The sequence below is a fragment of the Clostridium drakei genome (assembly GCF_000633595.2).
In the GTDB taxonomy this organism is placed as follows: Bacteria; Bacillota; Clostridia; order Clostridiales; family Clostridiaceae; genus Clostridium_AM; species Clostridium_AM drakei.
This window is the reverse complement of record NZ_JIBU02000027.1, coordinates 44,867-70,492: the sequence shown is the minus strand read 5'-3', so window position 1 is coordinate 70,492 and position 25,626 is coordinate 44,867. Positions and strand designations below refer to the sequence as shown.

16 protein-coding genes are annotated in these 25,626 nt (G+C 30.8%); 7 read left to right on the top strand and 9 right to left on the bottom strand.

Annotation, left to right across the window (positions count from 1 at the left end; genetic code table 11):
* Positions 1-228 precede the first annotated feature (228 nt).
* Together EG57_RS0214990 and EG57_RS0214985 are read right to left on the bottom strand one after the other, a co-directional pair.
* Complete coding sequence (locus EG57_RS0214990) at positions 229-2,898, bottom strand: PEP/pyruvate-binding domain-containing protein (protein WP_032077995.1); 2,670 nt, start codon at positions 2,896-2,898, stop codon at positions 229-231.
* A 15-nt stretch (positions 2,899-2,913) separates the two neighbouring features.
* A complete protein-coding gene (locus EG57_RS0214985) occupies positions 2,914-3,564 on the bottom strand; it encodes a TetR/AcrR family transcriptional regulator (RefSeq protein ID WP_029163099.1) in 651 nt (216 codons plus the stop codon).
* A gap of 304 nt (positions 3,565-3,868) precedes the next feature.
* Between EG57_RS0214985 and EG57_RS0214980 the strand changes: the two genes are divergently transcribed.
* The 5 genes from EG57_RS0214980 to EG57_RS0214965 all read left to right on the top strand — a co-directional run bounded on the left by EG57_RS0214980 (position 3,869) and on the right by EG57_RS0214965 (position 9,539).
* On the top strand, positions 3,869-4,192 hold the full coding sequence (locus tag EG57_RS0214980; RefSeq protein ID WP_032077994.1) for a PadR family transcriptional regulator: 324 nt from the start codon (positions 3,869-3,871) through the stop codon (positions 4,190-4,192).
* Positions 4,193-4,365: 173 nt separating this feature from the next.
* Positions 4,366-7,242, top strand: coding sequence for a GGDEF domain-containing phosphodiesterase (locus EG57_RS25505; protein WP_052037941.1), 2,877 nt, complete (start codon positions 4,366-4,368; stop codon positions 7,240-7,242).
* Between the two features lie 152 nt (positions 7,243-7,394).
* Positions 7,395-7,538, top strand: coding sequence for an AgrD family cyclic lactone autoinducer peptide (locus EG57_RS26300; protein ID WP_108849453.1), 144 nt, complete (start codon positions 7,395-7,397; stop codon positions 7,536-7,538).
* 92 nt (positions 7,539-7,630) lie between these two features.
* Complete coding sequence (locus tag EG57_RS0214970; protein ID WP_032077993.1) at positions 7,631-8,962, top strand: sensor histidine kinase; 1,332 nt, start codon at positions 7,631-7,633, stop codon at positions 8,960-8,962.
* The gene (locus EG57_RS0214965) at positions 8,955-9,539 is read left to right on the top strand and encodes an accessory gene regulator B family protein (RefSeq protein ID WP_032077992.1); all 585 of its coding nucleotides are present in this window, start codon (positions 8,955-8,957) and stop codon (positions 9,537-9,539) included. Before EG57_RS0214970 ends, EG57_RS0214965 begins: the two co-directional genes overlap by 8 nt.
* Before the next feature lie 112 nt (positions 9,540-9,651).
* On the opposite strand, the gene EG57_RS0214960 is transcribed toward EG57_RS0214965, so the two are convergent.
* The 5 genes from EG57_RS0214960 to EG57_RS0214940 form a co-directional block, all read right to left on the bottom strand.
* Positions 9,652-10,023, bottom strand: coding sequence for a DUF3783 domain-containing protein (locus tag EG57_RS0214960; RefSeq protein ID WP_032077991.1), 372 nt, complete (start codon positions 10,021-10,023; stop codon positions 9,652-9,654).
* Between the two features lie 69 nt (positions 10,024-10,092).
* Complete coding sequence (locus tag EG57_RS25500) at positions 10,093-14,535, bottom strand: coiled-coil domain-containing protein (RefSeq protein ID WP_052037940.1); 4,443 nt, start codon at positions 14,533-14,535, stop codon at positions 10,093-10,095.
* Positions 14,535-15,272 (bottom strand): DUF6063 family protein, encoded by a 738-nt coding sequence (locus tag EG57_RS0214950; protein WP_032077990.1) that lies wholly within the window; start codon positions 15,270-15,272, stop codon positions 14,535-14,537. The genes EG57_RS25500 and EG57_RS0214950 overlap by 1 nt, the downstream gene beginning before the upstream one ends.
* Positions 15,259-16,770 carry a hypothetical protein gene (locus tag EG57_RS0214945; RefSeq protein WP_032077989.1) on the bottom strand — a complete coding sequence of 504 codons (1,512 nt, stop codon included), beginning with the start codon at positions 16,768-16,770 and terminating at the stop codon, positions 15,259-15,261. The genes EG57_RS0214950 and EG57_RS0214945 overlap by 14 nt, the downstream gene beginning before the upstream one ends.
* Positions 16,761-17,774: a Wadjet anti-phage system protein JetD domain-containing protein gene (locus EG57_RS0214940; RefSeq protein WP_032077988.1), complete on the bottom strand. Its 1,014-nt coding sequence runs from the start codon at positions 17,772-17,774 to the stop codon at positions 16,761-16,763. Before EG57_RS0214940 ends, EG57_RS0214945 begins: the two co-directional genes overlap by 10 nt.
* A gap of 171 nt (positions 17,775-17,945) precedes the next feature.
* On the opposite strand from EG57_RS0214940, the gene EG57_RS0214935 reads away from it, so the two are divergent.
* Positions 17,946-18,644 carry an ABC transporter ATP-binding protein gene (locus tag EG57_RS0214935; RefSeq protein WP_032077987.1) on the top strand — a complete coding sequence of 233 codons (699 nt, stop codon included), beginning with the start codon at positions 17,946-17,948 and terminating at the stop codon, positions 18,642-18,644.
* Complete coding sequence (locus EG57_RS0214930; RefSeq protein ID WP_032077986.1) at positions 18,644-20,887, top strand: ABC transporter permease; 2,244 nt, start codon at positions 18,644-18,646, stop codon at positions 20,885-20,887. Before EG57_RS0214935 ends, EG57_RS0214930 begins: the two co-directional genes overlap by 1 nt.
* A 135-nt stretch (positions 20,888-21,022) precedes the next feature.
* Here EG57_RS0214930 and EG57_RS25495 read toward each other — a convergent pair whose 3' ends face one another.
* Together EG57_RS25495 and EG57_RS0214920 are read right to left on the bottom strand one after the other, a co-directional pair.
* Positions 21,023-22,624 carry a cell wall-binding repeat-containing protein gene (locus tag EG57_RS25495; protein WP_052037938.1) on the bottom strand — a complete coding sequence of 534 codons (1,602 nt, stop codon included), beginning with the start codon at positions 22,622-22,624 and terminating at the stop codon, positions 21,023-21,025.
* 26 nt (positions 22,625-22,650) lie between these two features.
* Positions 22,651-25,536 carry a glycoside hydrolase family 127 protein gene (locus EG57_RS0214920; protein ID WP_032077985.1) on the bottom strand — a complete coding sequence of 962 codons (2,886 nt, stop codon included), beginning with the start codon at positions 25,534-25,536 and terminating at the stop codon, positions 22,651-22,653.
* Between the last annotated feature and the right edge of the window lie 90 nt (positions 25,537-25,626).

Here is a 25,626-nt window from a genome sequence, read left to right as displayed (position 1 = left end):
AATATGACCTCCTAGTATTTTTACAAGGATGTTATTTTTAATTTCCTTGTTTGTTATGAGTTCATTATAAAGACAGAGATTAAAAATCTTTTAAAGCAATTTTAAAAATTTTATAAAGAATTATAAAATAATTATAAAATAATTACCAATGAAATTTTCTACTTGAAGTTTCTATTATTAATGTAGTATTTTTTCATACACTAATTTCTTGTAAACTTTCTCTCTATGCTATTTAATATTTTCATCTACAAGAAACACCTTACCATTATCTCCATCCACTAATACTTTCTGTCCATCTTTCAATATACTCATTACTCCTGATATATTCACCACTGCTGGAATTCCATATTCCCTAGCTACAATGGCTCCATGTGATAGAAAACCTCCTGTTTCCATAACAACAGCTCCTGCTTTTAAAAACAATGGTGTCCATGCTGGATCAGTAGATGGTGCTACCATAACCTCTCCTAGCTGAAGTTGTCCTCCCTCATTTGGATTACTTATCAACCTAACTAATCCAGAAACTTTTCCAACAGCAACTGATATTCCAGTTAGACAATTGCTAGAACATTCTATAACTGGTTCTGTAAATTTTGGAGTTTCACCATAAATCACATCTGGTGGAGCAATCAATTCCATTTTCTTCTTCCATTCTTTTCTTCCAGCAATTATAAATTGAAGTCCTTTTCCATCCCATTCACCACTCAATATTGAAAAAAGCTCTGTCCATGTACAAAAAAACACATCATCTGTTTCTTTAATTACAGCTCTTTCATAAAAATGATATCCTAATTCTTTGGCAATTGTTCTATATGCATCCATGATCAATGCTAATACAGATTTATTCTTCTCCCGCACTGCTGCTCCATCCTGACATTCCTTAACAAGCTTTCTTATTTCACAATGTTTAGAAGTAGGCACTTTTTCTTTAATTTCAATCCACGCCTGTTCTAATTTCTCTTTCTGCTCCTTCTTAAGTTTCCCAATGTCAGCAGTATTTATAGTACTATGTATAATCCCAAGCAAATAAGATGGATCTTCTATCCACCTAGGGTTTATAATATCTAACTCATAAACTGCACGATGACCATATTCTTGTATGAACTCATGAAAGGCCTTTTTAAATGGAGATCTTTCAGGCAACTTTACTTCCCAGTTCATAGGATCAAAGTTATCATCATTAAAATATTTAACAGCATCAGAGTCTTTACGAGCTAGTTCAGCCATTTCAACTAACTTATAGCCTTGATCAGCGCTGGTTATATCTGCTGCTCCTCCAACCATTAATGCATTTATCACCATTAATGCTTTATCTGAAAAATACTCAGAGAGAATGTTTAATAAATACATAACTGGCATACTGCCTGCTGCACTTAAAAACATGAATTCTTTAGCCATTCCTTTGACGATGGTGCCTAATTCATTATACTTACTGATAAAATCTTCATCTGCCCATTTACTAAAATCTTCACTGGTTATTGACTTTACTGAAGCTATGGTTTGACTCCAAGCTTCAGCAGAATTTTCTTTGCGCTGTTTAACCAAGTCCATGTTCTTAACTACACGTTCTTTTCTCTTTAACCCAATTACTCCACCATAGGGATCAGGGTCGTCTATTTCCATATCCTTCTGGTGACCACCCCAAAAAACGCCAAAACCTTGAGGCAAGGCTCCCATTGCATCATAATTCCCCCACTGTTGAACTGACATATTGCAGTAAAGCCTTCCATTAAAAAACTTGGAAAATTCCAAACCATGAGGAAAGTCATAACCCACTCCAGTAAAAAAGCCTTGATGCATAGTATCAATAATATTTTTCATTAAGCAGCGATTTAAAGGTGATTGAACCATAGGAACAGCGTCTCTATAATTACCATTAGACCAAATATCTACTTGATTCTGCAAAGCAGGAAATGTCTTTCGTGGCATAGTGGTTATTGGCCTAGCCTGAACCAATACAAACTCCTTTCCATCATAAACCCATTCTACATCCTGATGCTGATTACTATTACCTAATGCATCAAATACTCGCAATAAAAGCCTGCCAAGCTTTTCAATTTCCTTATCTTGCAGTACCTGCTGTAAAGACATTTCCTCTGACTTAATAAATTGAGTTCCACCATTTTCACTTTTGATAACCATCTCCTGTTTGTGTCCAATTTTTCTCGATATTAAATGAGGACTGGAATTTACAGCTTCAGCTTCTAGATAATATGTATCCGGCTCCACTGTGCCAGACACCACTGACTCACCTAACCCAAAATTAGCGTTAATCACTATAATATCCTGACGGCCTGATAAAAGATCACAAGTAAAACCTACTCCAGCAGCTTTAGCTTCCACCATCTCCATGATCACTACTGCTGCTTTTACATCCTTATCACTTATATTCATCTTTTTGCGGTATGCCACAGCTCTAGGAGACCACAAAGAAGCATAACATTCTTTCACTGCTGACAATATATCTTCTAAACTGCAAACATTCAAAAATGAATCATGTATGCCAGCAAAGGATGCCTTTTCAGAATCTTCCGCAACTGCAGAAGACCTCACAGCCCAGGATTTTTTTAATTTTCCACAGCTATTGATATATGTAGGTAACTCCTGAATAATAGATGTTGGTATTGAGCCACCTATAATTTTTTCCTTTAACTGATCCAATTTCTCTTTAACTTGAACTTCATCCAAATTTTCTATAGTAACCATTAAAACAACTTCATCAATTATTTTTTGTAATTTATTGTACTTGATATATTCATCATAAGCCTTTGCAGTCAGTACTAATCCTTGAGGAACGTTAAAACCATATTGATCTAACCTTCCTAGATTCCAACCTTTACCCCCAACTATTGACACACCTGACTCAAAAGCTTCCTTCCAATTCAAAAAATACTTCATCCTAAGTAACCTCCTTTATTCATCCATATGGGATTTTTTAGAACTATCTATTTTGCTGGCTGCTCCGTATATAAATAAATCTACCAGCTTGACTATTTCCTCATGTAGTTCAAACCTTGATGGATCATTCAACCATTCAAAGGTCATTGTACTCCTAAGAAGATCTATATGCCTCACCAACAAGTTAACTGAAATATCTGACCTGATTTCTCCTTCCTTTTGTCCTAAACTGATAATTTTGCTCAAAATGCTCTGAGTACCCGTTTCAGTGCTTTTATATCCTGGTTCCTTAACCATATTTCCTAAACGATAATTAATACATATTCCTGTAATTTCAGGGTTTTTTTCAACCCAATCATAAGAATGATTAAGGACAGCCATAAGACGAGACTTAGTATCTATAAGATTTTCTATAATTCTTAAATTTTCTTTGGCTAACCCCTGTGAAATTCCTCTTACATATTCATCAACTATAGCCTCTTTCATTGAAAAGTAGTTATATAAAGTTTTTCTTGCAATATCTGTTTTTTCTGCTATCTGTTCCATTGTTGTATCGTCAAACCCCTGACTATGAAATAAGTCCATAGCAACCTTAATGATTTTTTGCCTGGTCTCCCTTTTCTTTCTATCCATTCGGCTTTCAACTAACATTTCATTAGTATCCATTTTTTACCTCCAAGTACATTTTGTATTATACTCATTTTATATATTGTACAATATTACACACAAAGTAAATTTACACATTGTGTAAAACTTGTTCTAATTTTATCTCCTATTACTTTACTTGTCAAGATTCAAAATAATCTTTTTTCAATCTTCTCTAACTGGATACCAATCACAAAAAAACTTTTAGAACTGGATTTTTACATGTTTACTGAACTAATATAAATCCATTTACACCATTGCTATCTTGTAGTACAATATAGCTATATTAACTTGCACAAAAACATAGTCAGAGGGGGTATGTATTGTGGTTGATAAATCTCAATTCTATAGAGGCACTTTAGAAGGCTGTATTCTCAAAATTATCAATGATGATGAAGTTTATGGATATGAAATAGCTGAAAGGTTAAAAAACTATGGTCTTGATGGAATTAGCGAAGGCACCATATATCCTCTACTACTTAGGCTTGAAAGAAATGGTCTTATTGATTCTGTAAAAAAAGCTTCTCCCTTTGGTCCTAAAAGAAAATATTATAGTCTTTCAAGTTTAGGAAAACAAGAATTAAACGACTTTTATAATAGTTGGCTGAAGATTAGTGATAGTATAAATAAAATATTTGGAAATTATTAAAGAAGATTAAATTATGAATAATGTAGAAATAATTACCTAAAAAACATTTAAATATAAAATCACTCAAAAAAAGTCTCACAAATCAAAGGATTTTAAATGATTGTGTCGAATAAATTACAATAACTCAACTACTATCTTACGTCGCATTTTATAAGTTCAATAAGGAGAATATTATGAGTAATTCAAAATATCAATCAAAAAAAGCTATAATAAATAAATATAAATTAATTTATATACCATTGTTCATTGGATTACTTTCCATATTTTCAATAAGTTTGATTAGTTACCACACAAGTAAAGACTTGATATTAACCCAAATGAAACAAGATGGGGTAAATCTAGCTAAGCAAACTGTTTTGCAAGTAGAATTAAATGCTAATTCACTGGAAATAATTAATAAACTTATAGAAGATAGAATCAGAAAAGTTGGAAAAGTTGTAATTATGGATCAAAATAGTTTGAGCAATAACCTATTGAAAGAGCTCGGAAATGATCTTGATGTATCAGAAATAAACTGGTTTTCACCAGAAGGCACCATTATTTATAGCAATGTTGACCGTTATTTAGGCTGGAAACCAACTAAAAACCATCCTGTAGAAAACTTTAGATTAGGCAGCAAAACCGAATACATGGAAGGCATAAGAATGGATACGGAATCCTTTGACTATAAAAAGTATGGATACTTTAAAAACTCTGATGGAACCTTTATCCAAATAGGCATAACTGCTAATGAGGTGGAGACCCTAACCCAAAAATTTAATTATCAAACTTTAGTTGAAAAATTGACCTCTGGCGAAAATGTTCTTCATGTAATTTTTGTTGACAAAAATTTAAAAACTATTGCTGATTCTGATAAAAAACAAATTGGAACTATATATGATAAAAATAAAGAAACAGAAATGCAAGAGGCACTTAAAGGAAACATAGCTAAAAAAGATTCTTATTATAAAAAAGAAGATATAAAAGCTTTGACAATATATGTTCCTGTAGTTAGCAACGGAAATGTCAATAATGTTCTTATATTAAGTCTTTCCACTGAAAAGGTTTATAAATCTATTTATATGCTTGCCATAAAGTCATCTATTATAGCTATTATAATGATTTTATTACTTTTATGGGCAAAAAATAGAAATATTATTAAGCCTGTAAATAGATTAAATAAATCCATTAATGGAAATGATACTTTCTTTGTTTTAGCTTCTTCTATAAATAATATATTAAATAAAACCTCCAGTTATTTTTATGAATTAAAAGAAAATCAAGAAGAATTGAAAGCTTCAAATGAAGAAATATCTGCAACCTATCAACAATTGGCAGCATCAGAGGAAGAACTTAGAGCTCAATATGAAGAAATACAAAGTTACACAGAAAAGTTAGAAAGTTTAAGACAAAAATATGAAATTGCTATTGAAGGAACTAATAGTGCTGTATGGGAATTTGATATAGAAAATGAAAGTATTCATTTTTTAGAAGGATTTAAAAATATTATAGGAAAATACATTGAAGAAAAAGAAAATATTTATGAAACTTTAAAAAGATTTCTAAATGAAGAAGATCAAGAAAATTTAATAAAAGAAATAGCAAGCTATATAAAAAATCAAAAAGAAGAAATACATACTCAAGTACAAATTAAAGATGGCTTTGGTAATTTAAAATGGGTACTAATTCGTGGTAAAGGTATTTTTGATAGTAACAACAATATAAAGCTTATAAATGGTATTGTACTTGATATAAGCTCGATTAAAGAACAAGAAGAATATATAAGACATATTGCTTATCATGATTCTTTGACAAATTTGCCTAATCGAAGAAAGCTTATGGCAAAATTAGAAGAAGATATAAGTAAAAATAAATATGGCGCACTTATGCTTTTAGATCTTGATAATTTTAAAGGCATTAATGATACTTTAGGTCATTTATATGGAGACAAGGTTCTAAAAAGTGTTTCAGAAAAGCTTGAATCTATTAAAGACGAAAAAATATTTGTATCAAGATTTGGTGGAGATGAATTTCTTATTCTAATCGAAGATGAAAAGAATATTGATATAATTGAAAACTATGCAAAGAAGATAATAAATGTATTTAAAAATAAGCTAATAATTGAAGGACAGGAAATTTACCTAAGCTGCAGCATGGGAATTAGTCTATACCCTTTTGATAGTAATAAGGTTAGTCAATTGCTTATGAATGCTGATATGGCCATGTATAAAGTAAAAAATAAAGGAAAAGACAGTTATATGTTTTTCAATGAAGAAATGACAGAGAAACTACAGGAAAAGATAAAAGTAGAAAGTATTTTAAGGGATGCCATAAAAAAGGAAAAGTTAAAGTTATTATATCAACCTCAGGTGTGCACTTTTACAGGAAAAGTTGTAGGTTTTGAAGCTCTTTTAAGATTAAAAGATAAACATATATCTCCAGCACAATTTATACCTGTAGCTGAAGAAACAGGACTTATTATAGAAATCGGAAGATGGGTCACAAAAGAAGCCATAAACCAAATAAGAATTTGGAAAAAGAAGGGCATGGATATAAAGCCCATTTCCATTAATTTTTCTCCAAAGCAATTAAATGACTTAAATTACATTGAATTTCTAGAAAACACATTAAAAGAATGCAACGTAGAATCCAAATATATAGAAATAGAAATAACAGAAAGTATATTTTTAGAAGAAAAGGAAAAAAACATAGCTTTTGTTAATCGATTAAAGTCCTTAGGAATAAAAATTTCCTTAGATGACTTTGGTACAGGCTATTCCTCTCTTAATTATTTAACCTTTTTGCCAGTAGATAAAATTAAATTGGATAAATCTTTAAATGACAAATTTTTAGAATTTGAGAATATAAAGGTAATAGACAGTTTAATTTCCCTTACCAAAAGCTTAAATCTAGAAGTAATAGCAGAAGGTATAGAAAATGTAGCTCAATATAAACGTCTGAAATTAGCCGGCTGCCATTATATTCAAGGATACCTGTTTAGTAAACCATTAGAGGTTGAAGAAGCTGAAAAAATATATGATAATAATTTTTTAGATAGTATAGAATTCTAAAAACTTCTAAGTTTATATTAGTTAATTCAACAAATTTTTAAGATATTTAGGAGGATTTTTTAATATATTGTAGAATTATACAAAGTGTATTGTAAAATTTACAATCCAGCTTATTTTATTACAAAATAAGTTATTTGAGGAGGTAATGTTAAATGATGTTCTTTAAAAAAAATCTTTCAAAAAAAGTACTTAAAACTTTAGGTTCTGTATGCTTATTTTTAGGAACACTAGCCATTGTACCAACATCATATGCTAGTGGACAACAACCAAAATGCCCTGATGAGCTTCTAAAATAACCAGTTATTCTCTTATAAATATTATGGTTGAAAATACTAATTTTCAACCATGATATTTATAAAAACCTTAACAATATAAGGAGACAACATGCATGGATATTATAAAAGAAATATTACTAGATGGCGTAGAATCTTTAATTCTTTTAGGAATCTTTGAAATATTATGTACTAAAAAAAGATTTATATTACAAAATAAAGTCAAGACAGGCTTATTTTGTACATTTTATATTTTGGCAACCTGTTTGAGTACCTTTTATATTCCCAAGGTTTATCATACAATATTTCTCTCAATATTTTATATTCTATTATTAACCTGTATTACCAGAATAAAGCTTTTTAATTCTGTAGTTATATTTTTTCTATTTTCTATAGTAATCTTTACTACAGAAAATTTAGCTCAAATTACAGAAATATTTATATTTAGAGTAAACTTGAATGAAATTTTTTCCACCTCGTTATATTGGTGGATATTTATAATAATTTCCAAGACATTGCAAATTTTTACTATAATAATGTTTTTTAAATTCAGCTCACGTTTTTCCAAACTTAAGCTTTTTGAAAAAGAAGGAGTTCTTTTTTCTAACTTAATACTCCAAGTAGGAATTTTTAGCTTATTTATATTTAGTGCTAACTTTAGTGTTTTTGATTCTAATAACATTAAAATATATAATGCTCTTGTCCTTATTATATATTTTATCTTTTTAATACTATTATTTAAAGATTTAAAAGAAAAGGAAAGGCTTATAAATATAAGCAATAAATATAGAATTCAAGAACAACAAATTAAAAATATGGAAGAAATAATTGCTATAATTAGGCAAGAAAAACATGATTTTGCTAACCATATTAATGTTATACAAGGCTTGTGTCTATTAAATAAACCCAATACTGTTGAACGAATAAATGATTATGTATTAAGGGTTTCAGATACAATACATTCATCATTTAGATATCTAGACACAGGAAATGATTATTTGGATGGACTATTATCTATAAAAAACAATTATGCAATGAAAAACAATATAAACTTTAAGGTATCAATTAACGAACCATTTAGTTCAATAAAAATTAGAGAAGACGAATTAATGAGTATTATTAGTAACCTTATAGATAATGCATTTGAATCATTTGATTCTAAACCTGATATTGAATATAAAGAAATATCCATTACTACTTTTAGGGAATGTAATATATTTTGTATTGAAATAAGTGATAATGGATCTTATATTTCTGAAAATATATGCAAAAAAATTTTTTACAAGGGATTTTCTACTAAAACAAAAAAATCTAGTGATCATGGGTTTGGATTGTATATTACTAAAAAATTAGTTCAACAAAATAATGGAGTAATATCCGTAAGTAGTACTCCAGAAATCACCAAATTCTTGGTTGAATTTGAAATAGAGGATATAAAAAATGAATAAATTTATAACCTGTTTAGTAAAAAAAATTTCCGAGACAAACCCTGAATTTTCAGATTTAGAACTAAAGAAAATGGAATATGGATTAGTATGTATTTTTTCTGAAATTACTAAAATCATTCCATACTTTATTATATTCTATCTTTTTTCTCTTGAAAAATATTATATTATTATTATTATATTTTTTTGTCCTATTAGAATATTTTCGGGTGGTTATCATGCAAAAACTTACTGGGGATGTTTCTTTATTACTTTTGCCATATTTGCATTAATAATCACTATTACCAAGTATATTGCATTTAATGTTATCATATTAATATTGTTACTTGTTATTTCGTTTATATTTATTTGTATTTTCTCTCCTGTAGATAATATTAATAAGAGAATAAAAAGTGACGAACGAAGACTAAAACTTAAATATTGTTCCATAATAACTACTATTTTGTTAAGTGGATTATGTTACTTTATACCGCATAAATTTTTAAGTACTGCTGTAATCTCCATTGTTAGTGCTACAATATTAATGATGATTGGTAAGATAAATAACAAAATTGATGATAAAAAAGATTGTCAACAATAATAAAAAAAGTTTTTTACATTTCTTAAAAACTATGCTTCAGTGAATCTAATTTTAAGTTAATATTCTTATAATTCAGCATCACTGAAGCTGCATATTGATTTTTCCTATTAAATTATTTACTCAATGCTTCATGTTCTTTCTTTAATTCCTCATATAACTGTATGGTATTCCATTTTTCATTATTCTGAGTCAAAACAGCTTTAAGATTAATTCTGACTGCTGACTTTTTTAAAGAAAGTAATAATTGATTTAATTTAGTACCTGCAAGGTCTGAAAACAAAAGCATTTCATCACCAAGTTCAGGCCCATCATACTTTTCCAAAGCAGGCTCAATATCCTTCTTGCCAACTAAGTAACCAATTGGCTGTAAATATTCCTCTCTATTTATTTTCTTAATTTTAACTCTAAGTGGTAATGCAGCCTTTATAACACCATCATATCGAGCTTTATCTGTAATATTAAACAACAAAATTGTTGGTTTCATTTTCTCATCCCTTTCATCAAAGTCTTATGGTATATGTTTCATTATACACTAATTATTTCAAACTGATAATCAATATATATCTGTAAAAGCCACCTGCTCTAATTGCCCTAGCCTAAATAAAGCCTGAGGATCGCCATCTTTAAAGAAAGCCTTTTTTATTTCCCTTTCCTTAGTCATAATCTGGCTGCTGCTGTTATCCGCATTTCTCAATCTGCAGCTGTATACAATAGGAAAGTATGTCCTTACAAATTTCCCTTCTGCATGAGCTGTCAAGGCTATTATCTGAAAACCTAATTGCTCTGCAATAAAGAACACTGGATTTAGTACATGATCACTGGAAGCCTTTCCAAAAGGGTTGTCCACTATAACAGTTCTATATATCTTCTGGCTTGATACAATTTGAGTTCTTTTTTCTGCCAGATAATTTAGTATTCCTAGGAACAAAGTCATATTTTTACTCCATTTTTCTCCACCAGACCAAGAATTTGATACTTCCCAGGAAAAAGGCATACTGTTGATCTTTTGATCATTGGTTACTTTACGACATTTCACTTTAATATTATTTTGCTTCATAACAATTTGCAATAACTGCTTTGATTGAAGCCATTTTTCTATAGACTTCCTAACCTGATTATCAAGCTCAACACCATTTTCATCCTTAAACTGATCACCCTCTAACTGTTTTAACATCCAGTCAATATGTTTTGCCAGTTCTTCTTTTCCCTCTTTTTCATTCCAATCAGGTATGTTAAATGTAAATACTTCTTTCCAATCTTCATCAATTTTTATTCTTGTCTTTTTAGGAATTTGTTTAAGCTCTTGCACCATTGCTGTCAAATAAGAATGCAAATGGCTTATAAACTGCTGAATCTCTTTGTCATGTTCACGAATATCATTTTCTGCAATCTCTATAGTACGCATAATTCTATCCTTCATTTTGTTTTGCCATTCAATAATATCCTTATAGGACTTTTTATGCTGTACTCCTTTAGCAGCCATATCCTTAAGCTTTACATCTACAATTTCACCTTCACAAAAATTTATAAATTCCCTCTTTTTTTCTTCTGTATCTAGCTTTTTATCTTCCAATAGCTTTTCAGTTCTTTCTACATTTTTAATTACTTCATCTACAACCTCTGTTCTCTTATATGGAAACTCATTTTTTATATCATCAGATAGAAAAGCTTCTTCTATTTCCTCTGATAAATAAGAATACTTAAAATTATAATTCACTAATTTAGAAATACTACTATTTATACTCTTTCCTTCCTTTTCCATGGCATCCTGCTGCTTAAAAAAATATTCTTTCTTTTTATTTATAGCTTCTAATTCTTCCTTTAATATAAGTTCTACCTGCTCTAAAGCTTTAGAAAAAGATATTATATCTTCATATTTACTATGAAAACGATCTTCTTCCATTTCATAAATAGCCTTTTCTTTGTCATAGGCGGTCTTGGCTTCATCATAGTCTTTCTTTAGATTTTTCAAAGGCTTCCTTAGTTTTTGTATCTCTTCTATAAGTCTTTCAATCTCTTCTGCACCATAAAATGGGAAATCCATTTCATCATTTACTTCAAAATCTATCTGCTTTCTTAAGTTATCTAATTCTTTTTCTAGATTATTCTTCATCTCTAAAGCATTTTTCATGTTTTCTTCTAAAGTTTCTCTTCCCTTTTGTTTATTTTCCAGAGAATCCTTTAAATTTTTCCTTTGCTGCACTAGTATTTCTTTACTTGTAGAGCTATATCTTGGTGAAACACTGATAACTTCATTATATAAGCTATCTGCCCTTAATACAGAAAGCCCTGTCTTGACTTCATTAAGCTTTTCCTTTATTTCATCCTTTGAATCCTGGCTTAATTTTATTCCCCTCTCCACTTTAAAGCTCTCTTCTTTAGCAATTATGAGCTCTTTTTTTATCTTAATCTTTTCGGCCTCAGCTTTTTCCTTTTCTCTTTTCTTTCTTGAATAATCTTTAGCCTTAAGTATTTTTTGTTCTAAAATATGCTGTTCTCCCTGTGCTTCAGCAGCAGTTGTATTAAGCCTACCTATCTCTTTATCTATATATCTTATTCTTGCTTCTTTTTTATCAATATCTTCAGTAACTATAATTATGTTGTCCTTAAGCGCTCTCTGTTTCTTCTGCATTTCAATATAATCTTCGTGAGGATATTTATTATAAAAATCCATTACATCCTTAAGAAGTTCACTGCAAATTATTAGCTCTTCTTCTTTTTTCTTACGCAGCTTTGTAGCCTCATCAGCTTTAACTGAAATTTCCTCCTTCCAGCTTTCAAAATTTCTCTGAACAATGTTTTTATTCCACCTTGAAGGAAACAAAATATTTTCTTCATATATAGTAGTATCTCCTTGCGCTTTATCCCGTGCTTCCTTTTCATTCATCACAATAATAGGATGAGAAAGCTCTTCAAGCTGATTATTTATCTTATCTATAAGCTTTTCCATTTCTCCTTCTGATGTAACTATAGATATTGTCCAATAAGGATAGTTTTTGTTAAGTTCCTCTTCAGATTTACCAATACTTTTTGCTGCTCTTTGAATATATTCTGTTCCACTTTCTATATAATTAAACCCATTTCTCCAGTTTTTTATATATCTTTCTATGGAAGGATCTGCTGTATAAAATTCACTTTCACTGTAATTATCGAGCCATCTGTGAGCTAATCTTTCATCAAAAATTAAATTTTCCTTTTCTTCTCTAAGTCTTTCCATCTTGTTTTCTACCTGTTCTAATATGGTGCTCTGCTTTCTATACATGGAATCAAAGCTAAACCAACTACTTCTAAACTCTTTAACTCTGAAAAGTAGGCTATCATGAAGCTCATTAAGATTTTTTAGTTGTTCTGATATTTCCATTTCTTCCATCTTTAAATTATTTAGTTCTTCCCTTTGTTCTGGTATACTTTGGGATAATTTTTGCTTTTCTTCTTCCAGCATACGCATTTGCTTGTTATATTCAAAAACTGCATTTTCTAAATCGGATATTCTTCTTTGCCATTTGTCAAATTCTTCCTCTACCTTTTCCTTACTCTCGTTGTCTAGTATTTCTCTTTTTAAACTATCCATATCCTTTGTAAGCTGATGGATAGATCCTTCTAATTTAGCCTCTTCTCCTAATAGCTCATTTTCCTTATATTTATTTTTCTCAAGTTTCTTTTCTAATTCCTGGAGCTCTTTTTCAATATTTCTAAGTTGACCTTCAATTATTGATATCTCCTTGTGAAGTTTTTCTTCCTGATCCATATAATATCCTCTAATCTCACTGCTATTAAGTTCCAACTTTTCATTAATATCTGCAATATCTGCATCCTTATCAAGATCATTAATCTGTCCTTTTAAAAGTTGAATCTTCTCATGCTGTACTTTTATATTTTGTTTGTATTTTGCTATATTAAGATTTCCAAGTCTCTTTTCCTTTTCTTCCTTTGCACTTATAACCTCATTATATTTATCAGAAATCTCTATAAAACTTTTTTCTGCTTTAAGCATTCTACTATTTAATAGCTGAAGCTTATATGAAGCCTCCTTTTGCTTCCAATATTCCTCCTCTACTACAAGGGAATTTTGAGCCTCTTTGTTTTTCTCAAGCTTTTCTTTATTAATTTCATCTTCTTGTTGTGCAAATTTATACAAAGCCTTTGTATGTTCTTTAATTTTAGTAAAGTTTTGATTTATATCATCATAGGATTTATACACTTTTACATAAGAATTTATATGCTCTTCCACTAGCCTGCTTTCATCTATTCTGGCCTTTAGCTGTTTATATTTTTTAAAATGTTCTCTCTGCTTTTCAAAGGTTTCCGCAAATTCTTTAGTTCCATTTCCAGCAAGTGCTTCTTCTACTGTAGGAATCAAAAGATTATCTACCAACTGTCCTGTGGTTTTACAGGCATCAAAAAACGCTTCTACATCCCCTTCTGCACCATTTATCAAAGCTATTTTTCTCCACTCTGAAGGAATTATTTTAAAACTTTTCTCTATATATTCATGATAATCTTTAATTGTGCTAAAGGTTTTAGCACTAATTCTATTTTGACTCATCTCCGAATAATACTCTGAAACCTCTTCCTTTGTAGAGGGTCTCTTTTTACCATTAACATTTTCTTTTACAAATGGAAGTTTTTCTATGGAATTATCATCATCCTCTTCATATTCATAAACATATTTAAGAGAATCTACAGCACCTCTATTCATAAACAAGGTCACAGAAGTTAAAGCATATCTTCTTGGTCTTTCACTTAATATCCACTCTATTGCTATGTGAGCTGCACTATTTTCTAACATAAGAGTATTTTTAATTTTACGCTCTGCTAAATCACTATGAGGTAATATTGCCTGAATAGCTGTTTGTACAAAAACTGTCTTTCCCCCACCATTTTCAAGTAGGATTGCCCCATTATGACCATCAAACTGAAAAATATCATCATTATATCTTTTTTCTCCATTTTCATAGATTACATTGGTAAAACGTATTTTAGAAATAGCTGGCATTAGTTTTCTCCTTTCCTATGATCAAGGTTATACATAAAGTCTAGTATTCCTCTATTATAGTCATATTCCATATAATATCTTTGAATTATATTCTTAGCCTTTTCCGTAAGCTCCAGCTCTTCATTGCCAATATCTTTTATAAGCTCTTGAGCCTCCAAAAATTGCTTTACAGTATTTAAAAAACTCTTTCTGCTTATAGTTCTGGCATCCTGATTTTTTACTCTCTCTTTAATTTCATCCATGTCCATCCACTTTTCTACAATAGCTGACCAGTTATAATTAAACTGATTGTCCAATTCCTTCATCTTTTCTGCATCATGTTCATTTAAAGCCTCAATTCTCTCATTTACACTGGAGAGCCATTCATTTATATTAATAAAATCACGAGTTGGCTCTGTAGTTTGATAGCTATCATAGAACTCTCCAAAGAGCACAATTATAGCTGAATACATTAAATATAGATCTAAATTTACAGCCTTTGAAGGAAGATACTCCTTTTTAATAGAATCATTTGATACATGAAATATAGAATTTTTGGAAACTGGTATCATGTATATATAATCTCCTGAGGCAAAAATAGTACAATCTACCTGACGGGCAAATTGATCTACTAATCCCCTTATCATCTCATCGGATATATATAGTCGCAGTTCTTCTTTTTCTCCATAGCCTTTCATTGAAAGTATAGAATATAGCTTAAATGCATGCATTACCTGTTCATTATTATATTGAAGCATGGTTGTCCTCCAATCTTAGTCTCATATTTTTTATTGTAAATCTTTCTGTAACTTCAAGTACTTTACAAGTTTCCTCTACATATAATGTCTTTCCCTTATTAGCCAATAAATCAAAGGCCTCTCCAAATAAAAGCTCTTCATTTTTATGACCTGTATCTATAGCTACTGGTGATCTTTGATGCAGTATGATCCAAAAATCATAAAAAGTTCGGTAATCCAATATGCTTTCATAATTATTTTCTTTCATATATTCCACAACATCCTCAATGCTGGTTTCATATGAATCATCCATAACCTGTATTAGTATTTCTGATATAAACTTAAAGTTTTCTCTTTGAATCTTAATACCTTTTTTTATCTCTTCCGCTTCCTCCAAGGATAAAAATTCCTGAGTTTTCTCCTGTTTATTCCTATTTTCAATCCTCTGTTTATCAAATACCGTTAAAGGCGACCAGCTCTTATGCCTTTCCAAATACATAAAAGGTTCAATAAGTGTTCTAGCTGCATTTAATGGAAGAGGTGATGAAAATAACCTGCTCACAATTTCCTGATCAAAATTAAAAGAATCTATACCTACATAATAAAGCGACTCTTGAGCAGACTGAAGGGCTGAAGTCTTAAGAACTATACTTTCTTTAAAAAGCAGCCTGTGATCATAGTGAACCTGACCAAGTTCTTTGTCTATTTGTATTATAAGTTCATAGGCTTTTCTATCTTTATCATTAGTAAGTTCATTACCTACCTTCTCCTTAGTTTCCTTTACAAAAGATTGCAGCTCATCAAACTCCTCATCCTCACGATGCAATCTCATATTTATATCTTCAATTATACTTTTATATCTTTCATAGGTTTCAGTAGATACTATATTTCTATTTACCTCATGTTTAATTCTAACTATTCTGTCCTGAAGATTTTTTACATCAAGACTCATTTCATCAATTTGTCTTAGAGCTCCTACAAATTCACCTTTTTCCAGTTGTTTTCTTAAAACTAACTGATTTATAGATAGCTGAAACTCATTAAAATACTCCTTTGTAGCAAATATCAATTCCAAGCCCTGCTCATCAAGAGTATAGTATTGAGTATTTGTTTCTAAATCCGCCATGTCTGCCTTTAATATAGAATATTGAACACTCTCTTCCTTTCTTGTTTCCCAGTTATAAAATACTTTAAAATTTCTCTTTCCTGTAGGAGGTCTAAAAGTCTCTATAATTATTCTCGCAGCCTTTTCAAAGCCTTCATAACTTAAATCTATTTTTCCTTCATTTAACTCATATAAAAAAGAAGCTAGTTCCCTTACTCCTGTCTTTTTGTTTCTTACGAGCATATTTTCAAAGAAAAACAATAAGCTTAACAAACCTAAACTAAAATAGTCAATAACATTACCACTATTGTCCTTTGAATTTTTATTTTGCAGCTTGTATAATGGATCAAATAAGGCCAGTCTCTGAATTCTTTCTCCATAATTTTCTGTTACATTTTTTATACTTATACCCACTTTGTATTCCTCCATATATGCCCAAGTTCATCCTTATTTAAGGCTTCCTGAGGAAGGTATCCTCCATTTTTTAAAATCTCCTCTAACTTTGTTTTTTCTTCATTATAAAAAAAACTGGTAAAATTTTTTAAGGCTTTATCATTTTTTTGTTGAGTTTCCTTTCCTTGGCTGTAAGGCTTCTTAATAAGCTCTCTGTAAAATTCAACTGCTAAATTGGCACACACTTTTTCATTAAGAGAATTCCATATAGATATGCCCTCATTATCTAAATCTCCAAAATAAAATATCCTGCTAGTTCCCTTTATTCCTAGCTGCCTATTAAGCATATTGATATTTCCTACTATCTTCCATCCTGATCCAAAAATTAATGAAGTAAACTCTGTATCCTGTAGTACATCCAGTAGAGCCATAAAAGTGGCCTTATTCTCTACAACAAGATGACAGTATTTAGCCTTTGAAAACTGCCTTGGATTAACAGCCAGCATCAAGGGCTCTGTGCTATCTATTATATTAAGTTTTTCCCAAAGCTTTATTCTTTCTAAAAGCTTCTTTCCCCCTTTTTCAGCAATCCACTTTTCATCTTTAGCAATATTAAAGGATCTTTCTTGCGGAGTAACATAGTCTTTTGGCAGACCATTTTTTTCAATATATTCATTAATCTTATGGATATAAGGTAAGTCTTTATTCCAAACCTCTTCACTTAAATTAAAGTATTCCTGCAGGTCAATTTCCTCACTGATGTTTAATGCATATCTTTGAATATTATCTATGTGTTCTCTTCTAAGCTCATATTTGTTAATCCCGAATTTATAAGGCAGCGGAACTTCTTTACCATTAGTAATTTTGGGATTTTTTTTAATCAATATGTTATCATCAATTAGCTGCATAATACTTTCCGCAAATGTGTTATAGGAATAATTCCCTGGAACTAAATTTTCCAGTTCTCCTAAGGTTATAGTAGCCTTTTTATAGGATTTTAAATAATTTATTAAACGCTGATACATATCTTTTCACCTTTTGATTTTTTTACTTAAATTATAACATATTGTTGCTACGATATACTCTACAATAAATTTGTTTGTTTTACAACGATATATATGATCAATTAATGTAGAATAAAACTCCTTCCTATGTTTAAACTAATAACAATGAAAATAGTGAAAGGAATAAAATAGATGTTCTTAATAGTGAAAAATTTAAAGAAAAGCTATAAAACAACTGATATAACTACCAATGTTTTGAATGGCGTAGGAATGAATTTAGATAAAGGTGAAATTGGGGTTATACTTGGTCCTTCTGGCTCTGGCAAGTCAACTCTTCTTAATATTATAGGTGGAATTGATAAATGTGACTTTGGTACTGTTTTAGTAGATAACATTGAAATTACTAAACTAAATGATAATGAACTTACGGACTACAGAAGAAAAAATATAGGTTTTATATTTCAATTTTACAACTTAATACCTAACCTAACTGCAGGAGAAAATATAGAGGTTGTTTCAAATATAAGCAGTTCCCCACTTAATACTGATGAAGTTTTAAAAGCCGTAAGTATGCTTGATAAAAAATATAGATTTCCAAGAGAATTAAGCGGTGGTGAACAGCAAAGAATCTCTATTGCAAGGGCAATAGTTAAAAATCCAAAGCTTTTACTATGCGATGAACCAACTGGTGCCCTTGATTTTTCAACCTCCAGAGACATATTGAAACTTCTTCAGAGAATTAATAAGGATTTTGGTTCAACTATACTTATGATAACACATAATAATGCAATCAGTTCTATGGCAAATAGGGTCTATAGGGTAAGAAGTGGAGAAATCGTAGATAGTGTAGTCAACAAAGAGATTATTCCTGCAGAAAGGATTGAGTGGTAATGATTATAAATAAAAAAATTAAGAGAACCATGCTGGAAAGTAAATCTCAATACCTTGGTTCCTTGCTGCTTATTATTTTTAGCTGTCTACTTTTTACAATGTTTAATTTGGTTTCTATAAATTTATCAGGATTATTATCTTCTTTTGAAAAAGACTATAAGCAAGAAGATGCAACCTTTATGACAAGCAAAAAATTAGACACTCCAGAATCCTTAGAAGCAAGGTTTAATATGAGTCTGGAGGAAGGAAAATCCTTTGATTATTCCATATCAGAACATAAAACCTTAAGGATCTTTAGAGAAAATACCAAGGTCAACATACCTGCAATAATTGAAGGCAAAAATTTAAGTAATGGTGGTATCCTTATTGATCCCTCCTATGCAAAAGCTAATAAGTTGAATATTGGCCACAATATAAAGGTGTATAATGAGAATTTTACTATTTCTGGTTTTATGTCTATGCCAAATTATATATATCCACTAAAATCTGAGTCAGATATTATGAATGATCCAAATAGCTTTGGTATTGCAGTAATTGATAAAAATGATTTTAATAATATAAACAAAGGAAATAGCTTTTATGCTGTGAGATTTAATGACGATAGAAACAATTTAGGAAAAAAAACATCTGAACTTAAAGATTACCTAAGAAGCAAAAATATTATTATTTTAAGCTGGATGAACGTAACTGATAATCCAAGAGTGACTTATATGACTGCAAAGCTTTCTGGAATTGATAAGATGAGTTCCTCTATGCCTATGAGTATACTAATTCTTACATGTATTCTAACTGGTATAGTAATGCTAAGAATGTTAAAAAGAGAAGCTGCTATTATAGGAACTCTTTATGCACTAGGTTATAGAAAAAGAGAAATTTTGAAACACTATCTTATGTATCCTTTAGCTGTCTCATTGTTAGGCGGTACACTTGGAACTATACTCGGGATAATAACCTTAAAACCTATGATATCCTATTATATATCCTACTTTAACATACCTGTAGGTTCTTTAAGCTTTGATATAACTTATTTGATAATGAGTATTCTGCTTCCTGTAGTCTTTTTGATTATCTGCAGCTATTTTATAGTAAACAAATCACTTAAAGCTTCACCAGTTGAGCTTATGAGAGGTGGAAGAGAAAGAAATAAGGTTGGCTTTATAGAAAAAAATATAAAACTTGATAAATTAGGTTTTAATACTAAGTTTCAAGTAAGAGAATTACTTAGAAGCATACCAAGAAGTATATTTCTTATGCTTGGCATTATTATGGCAACTATGCTGCTTTTAATGGGTTTTACAGCAAAAAGTTCTTTGGATTACCTTATGAAAAATTCCTTTAGTGAAGCCTTTAAATATAACTATCAGTATGTGTTCAATTCTGTCCAAAATGGCAAACCAAGGAAAGGAGAAGCTTTCTCTGAAGTACCCTTTGCACTTAAATCAGATAATAATCTAACTTTTACAGTGTATGGAGTAAGTTCTAATTCCAAATACATTTACTTTAAAAACAAAGCAGGAAATGCACTAAACTCAGATAAGGTTATTATAACAAGACCTCTAGCTGATAAGCTCAACATAAATCCAAAGAATACCATTAAAGCTGTTAACAGGCTTGATTCAAAAGAATACAGTATAACTATTGATGATATTGCCGAAACCTATATAGGCAGCTATATTTATATACCTCTTGATAAGCTTAATGCCATGCTTAATTTTCCTCCTGGCAGCTATACTGGGCTTTGGAGTACAGAAAGATTGTCCATTCCAGAAAACAAACTGCTGGCCTTTGTAACAGTTGATGATATGAGAAATGCCTTTAACACAATGACAAAGCCACTTCAGGCTGTTGTAGGTGGTATAGCTTTTATGTCCTTTATAATTGGACTTATAGTAATATATGTTGTTACTGCTCTTACAATAGAAGAAAACAAAGAAAATATATCTCTTATGAAGGTTCTAGGCTACAAAAATAAGGAGGTTTATTCTCTAATTTTAAATAGTTCCTCCTTTATAGTTGTACTGGGCTATATTCTTGGAGTACCACTGCTTCTTGCTTCCATGCGTGCTCTCTTTAAGTCAATGACCAAAGATATGAATGTATCCTTTCCAGTAACTATAAATTACATTTATGTTATAGTTGGTTTTATTATTATCTATTTAACCTATGAGCTCTCAAAGTTATTAAGCAGGAAAAAAATAAATAAAATTTCCATGGCTGAAGCTCTAAAATCCCGAATAGAATAAGCTAAATTGGATTACATAGTACCATAAAAACGGAAGTATAATCAAAGCAACACCTCTTGTTAATTGAAAATACTTCCGTTATCCATATTATACTTATAATTTTGTCTAATTAATTTTTGGAACTTTCACCCACAACTATTTTTCTAATAATGAATTTACTGTACTGCTTTTTATTGAACCTTCTCCTCCTAATACAATTACATTAGTTATTTTTTGCTTATTCAATAACTGCTTTTGTCTGCTTACATCGTTATTATCTACAAGTAAAACACTGGAATTTTTTCTTGCAGCTAAAACTGATCCACTTAAAGCATCTGGAAAGTTCAATCCTGAAGCTATAGTTATAATATTTGTATTTAAATTAAACTTTTCCGCTATAAGTGTTGATGTTTCATACCTATCTTGTCCCCCTAATCTTACTATATTTATATTTCCATTCAAATTCTTAATTTGTGTTTCAATATTAGCACTTATTACTCCAGTTCCTCCCACAACATATATAGTTGATGGCTGTATGCTAGTTATATAGTTACCAACGTTAGCCATTAAATTATCTTTATCATTTATCAATATTGGATAACCATTTATGCTGGCTATACTTGATATACTAAGTGCATCTGCAAAGTTATTTCCACTACTAATAACAATAGGAGTATCTTTAGCTATATTAAGATTATCTACAATTTTTTGATTTGTTTCATATCTATCCTTTCCACCAATCCTAGTTATGTTATATCCTTGCGCAGTTATATAATTGAATATTTCCTGAGAAACAGAAGCAGTACCTCCTAATACATAAATCTTTTTATCCTTGCTTAAGTTATTAGCAATATAATCAAATACAGCTTTGCTGTCATTTACAGAATTTCCAACTAACAATATTGGTGCATTGTTTTTATAAGCTAATCCTGCACCACCTAATGCATCTGGAAAATCATTCCCAGATGCCAACACTACTGCATCTGGATGTTTGCTGCTAAATTGTTCTTTTGCAATAGCTATAGATGTGTCTATTCTATCAGCACCTGATATTCTTTGAAAACTTGCTGCTGGTGTACTTGTACTCTTATCTGACTCTGTTCCATTGGAATCTACTGCAGTTATTTCATAATAGTAAGTTGTTCCTGCTGTTAATCTAGTATCATTATATGAAGTTGTTGTAATTAACTGACTATTTATTTTTGAATACGTGCCATTAGCTGTTATTGATCTATATACATAATATCCTTTTGCATTTTGCACTGATGACCAGCTTACATTTGCACTAGTTCCTGATATTACTGCTGATACTGCTGTTGGTGAAGAAACTTTAGAACTGTATGATGAATCACTACCACCTGATGAACCTCCAGATGAACTTCCTGAAAACGAAAATGCTTGTTGATATGGAGCTGTTACTTCCTCTCCACCTATTTTGGCATTATAACTTCCACTTACTGCATTATTAGATTTAAATGTAAAAATAAATTTGCCATTTTCAGAGCTAACAGTTTGACCAATATAATCTATTGAACCATTTGGATCTAATACCTGTATAGTGACATTCTTCCCACTACCTAAAGTAATACTTCCTTGTATTGTTACTTGATTAGTAGATATATTTGTATTAATTGTTACATTATTTATAGGATTTGCTTCAGAAGCATATACCCTTACTAATGGTCTTGCCATTGTAAGACTAGAAAATATCATAGCGCTCATAATAGCAGCAAGTACTTTATTTTTTACTCTTTTCATTTTTTCCACCTCATTTTCTATATTAATTATGGTAACGTAACCATATTGGATATTGGCTGCATAGCTGAAGATGATAAATCAGTTCCATCCCACACAAATACTTTTACTTTATAATTAGTTGTATCAGATGGTAATTTAAATCCTGCATCTAAGCTCTCTGTAGCACCTGCTGATATGATTTTAGATATAAACGATACATTTACCATCTTATCATTTCCATCATAAAGTCCTACAATGGCTAACACTGATTTAGTAAAACCCTTGTTATTAGTAACAGTAGTTTTGGCATCTAAAATCTTCCCTGGTTGTAAACTAGTTAAATTAAAAGTAGAATTTACTACAAAATTATCTATTGAAACATCACTTGAATGTTCATTTACCTTCCATTGTATTATGCCGGATGATTGCTCCGTACCACCCTGATCTTTACCTGCCCATACATTTAATCTTAGCTTTGTTGTAGTAACTGCTTTAAACTCACAAGTATTATACTTGTCTGGTTCTACTCCATATTTTAACTGCTGATACTGGTTTACAGGTTCTACATCTTTCCAAGTAGAAGTAGCTGCATCAAAGTATTGAAGATTCCACTTGCTTGGAAGCTGAATTCCACCATCATCAGTAAACCAATATACATCTGAACTACTTATTGTATAGGCTTTGTCAAAATCATACTGTACCCACTGCTTACCATGCTTATCCCAATTACCATATACATTATTAGATCTATCATGAGAATCTTTTGGTTCACATTGGTTGTTAATAGCATCCAAATGTTCCCATGATGAACAATATGATGTGGAAGCTTTAGCTTTACTTGCTATGGTTGGTGCCACATAAGGTGGTTCAGTATCCATAACCCACACTACCATGGAAGTACCGCCATCTTTTACATTATTCCATGCATAATAAGGTATAGCTGTAAAATCAGTAGTTTTGTAATCATTAGGTTTTCCTGCTTGTGCTGTTCCCTTTATAACTGTTACTCCATTTAATAAGTCAGGTTTATATTCAGAAGTAAGCTTTACATCTTTTTTAATAACATAATTATTTACATCTATATTATTGTTCTCTGTACCTTCAAGGCAATAAACAAGTGGCCCCCTCTGAAAAGCTACTCTTCCCTCATCTACTGTTACTCTGGAATCTGCTTTAATTCTTTGAATATCCATAGGAAGATTTAATGTAACCTTATCTCCTGCTTTCCAGATTCTATTTATTGTTACATATCCTTTGTCCAAAGTTTTATCAACATCTTGTCCATTAACTTTTACAGTATAATTTCCTGCTGTTTCCCAGCCTGGTATTCTAAGCTTAACTGGAAAAGAAGCAGCTGCAGTAGGATCAATACTTAAAGTAATATTTCCATCCCATGGATAATTTGAAGTTTGTTTAATTTTAACCTTGCTCGCTTTAACATCTATAGTTGTTTCACTTCCAATATAAAGATTTACATAAACATTATCATCTTTTTGAGCATATATATTTCCTCCTATGGATGCTATAGTTCTCATAAGGTTAGGAGGACAACATGCACAACTAAACCAATCAGATCTTCTGGAACTAGCACTAGTTTGCAGAGGATTACTATAAGTGAATTCATCACCTTTTAAATTAACACCTACTAGAGTTCCGTTATATAGTGTTTTTTCTAAAATATCTACATACTTACCATCACCATATATAGAATTCATTTCTTTATTAAATTGCCCATTTGCCAAGCTAGCACAGGTTTCAAGATAGGAGGTCTGATTAGGGTGATCATAGTCCTTTCCTAAAGCTTCTCCACTACCAGTATTACCGATTCCCCCAGTAACGTACATTTTGGCATTTGTTAGGTTGTCCCAAAGCTTGTCAAGCACATTTAAATATGACTGGTCCTTATTAATCTTTGCCATATCTACCATACCTGTAAACAAGAATGCAGCTCTAACAGCGTGAGCACCATCTGGGGCTTTTGTCAAATCAGTAACAGGCTGAACATCTATTGAATATTCATCTCCATTATATCCACTTGTTCTCTTGTCTTTATCCTTACCACGTTCATCTATAAAGAATTTTGCTAGCTTCCAATACTTATCCCCAGTTCCTTTTCCGCTAATTTCATCTGTAAGCTGTGATAAGTAAACAAGTGCCTTTTCAACTTCTGGATGCCCCGGAACTTCAGTACGTTTAGGAGAAGGTCCAAAGGTATTATCAAGTAAATCTGCCAGCTTAATGGCTGCATTGTATAATCTTTTATCCCCCGTAGCACGATAATTGGCCACAGCACATTCCATAAAGTGTCCCATGCAATATAGTTCATGATTTGAAAAGTTTGTAAATCTATCTTTTTTAGTAAACTTGTTTCCTTGATTATCTGAATATCCAGCCGAATATAAAGTATCTAAATATCCAACCTTTTCCTGAGCTGCTTCTACTAATGGAATCCATTCATTTAATTTAGCCTTAAATTCTGCTTGTTTAGCAATTATCTCCTGATCCCCTTGAGAGTCCATAGCACTAGCATTTGACATTGCTTCCATCATTTTATAGAGGTCTGAATCCTGAAATACCATTCCATTACCCTTTCCAAAATCAGCAAGCCCAATAACCTCACCATGTGCTTCTCCTCTTACTGCTTTTCCTGCCTCCACAAAGTTTGGAATAGTTGTTTGAATTACTTTATCAATACCATGAGGAATTGAGACCACAATGTTAGTTTTTATTCTTGAGGACCAAAAATTGTCATTAATTTTTACATTTTGGAAAGGTACATAATTAATTAAACCATTACTATAAGTTTGGTTCACTCCAGCTGTTATAGCTATATTTTTTCCTCCATCTGTTCCTGCTGCACTTACATTAAAAGGAATTGATGAAAAAAGAAACATTCCAGAAACTATTATTGATATAATTTTCTTCTTATTCAAATTAAATATCCCCCTTAATTTTTATAGTTTAAAATTTGTATATAGCTTGTACATACATATTACTTAAAGTCAGGTACATTGATTGATTAT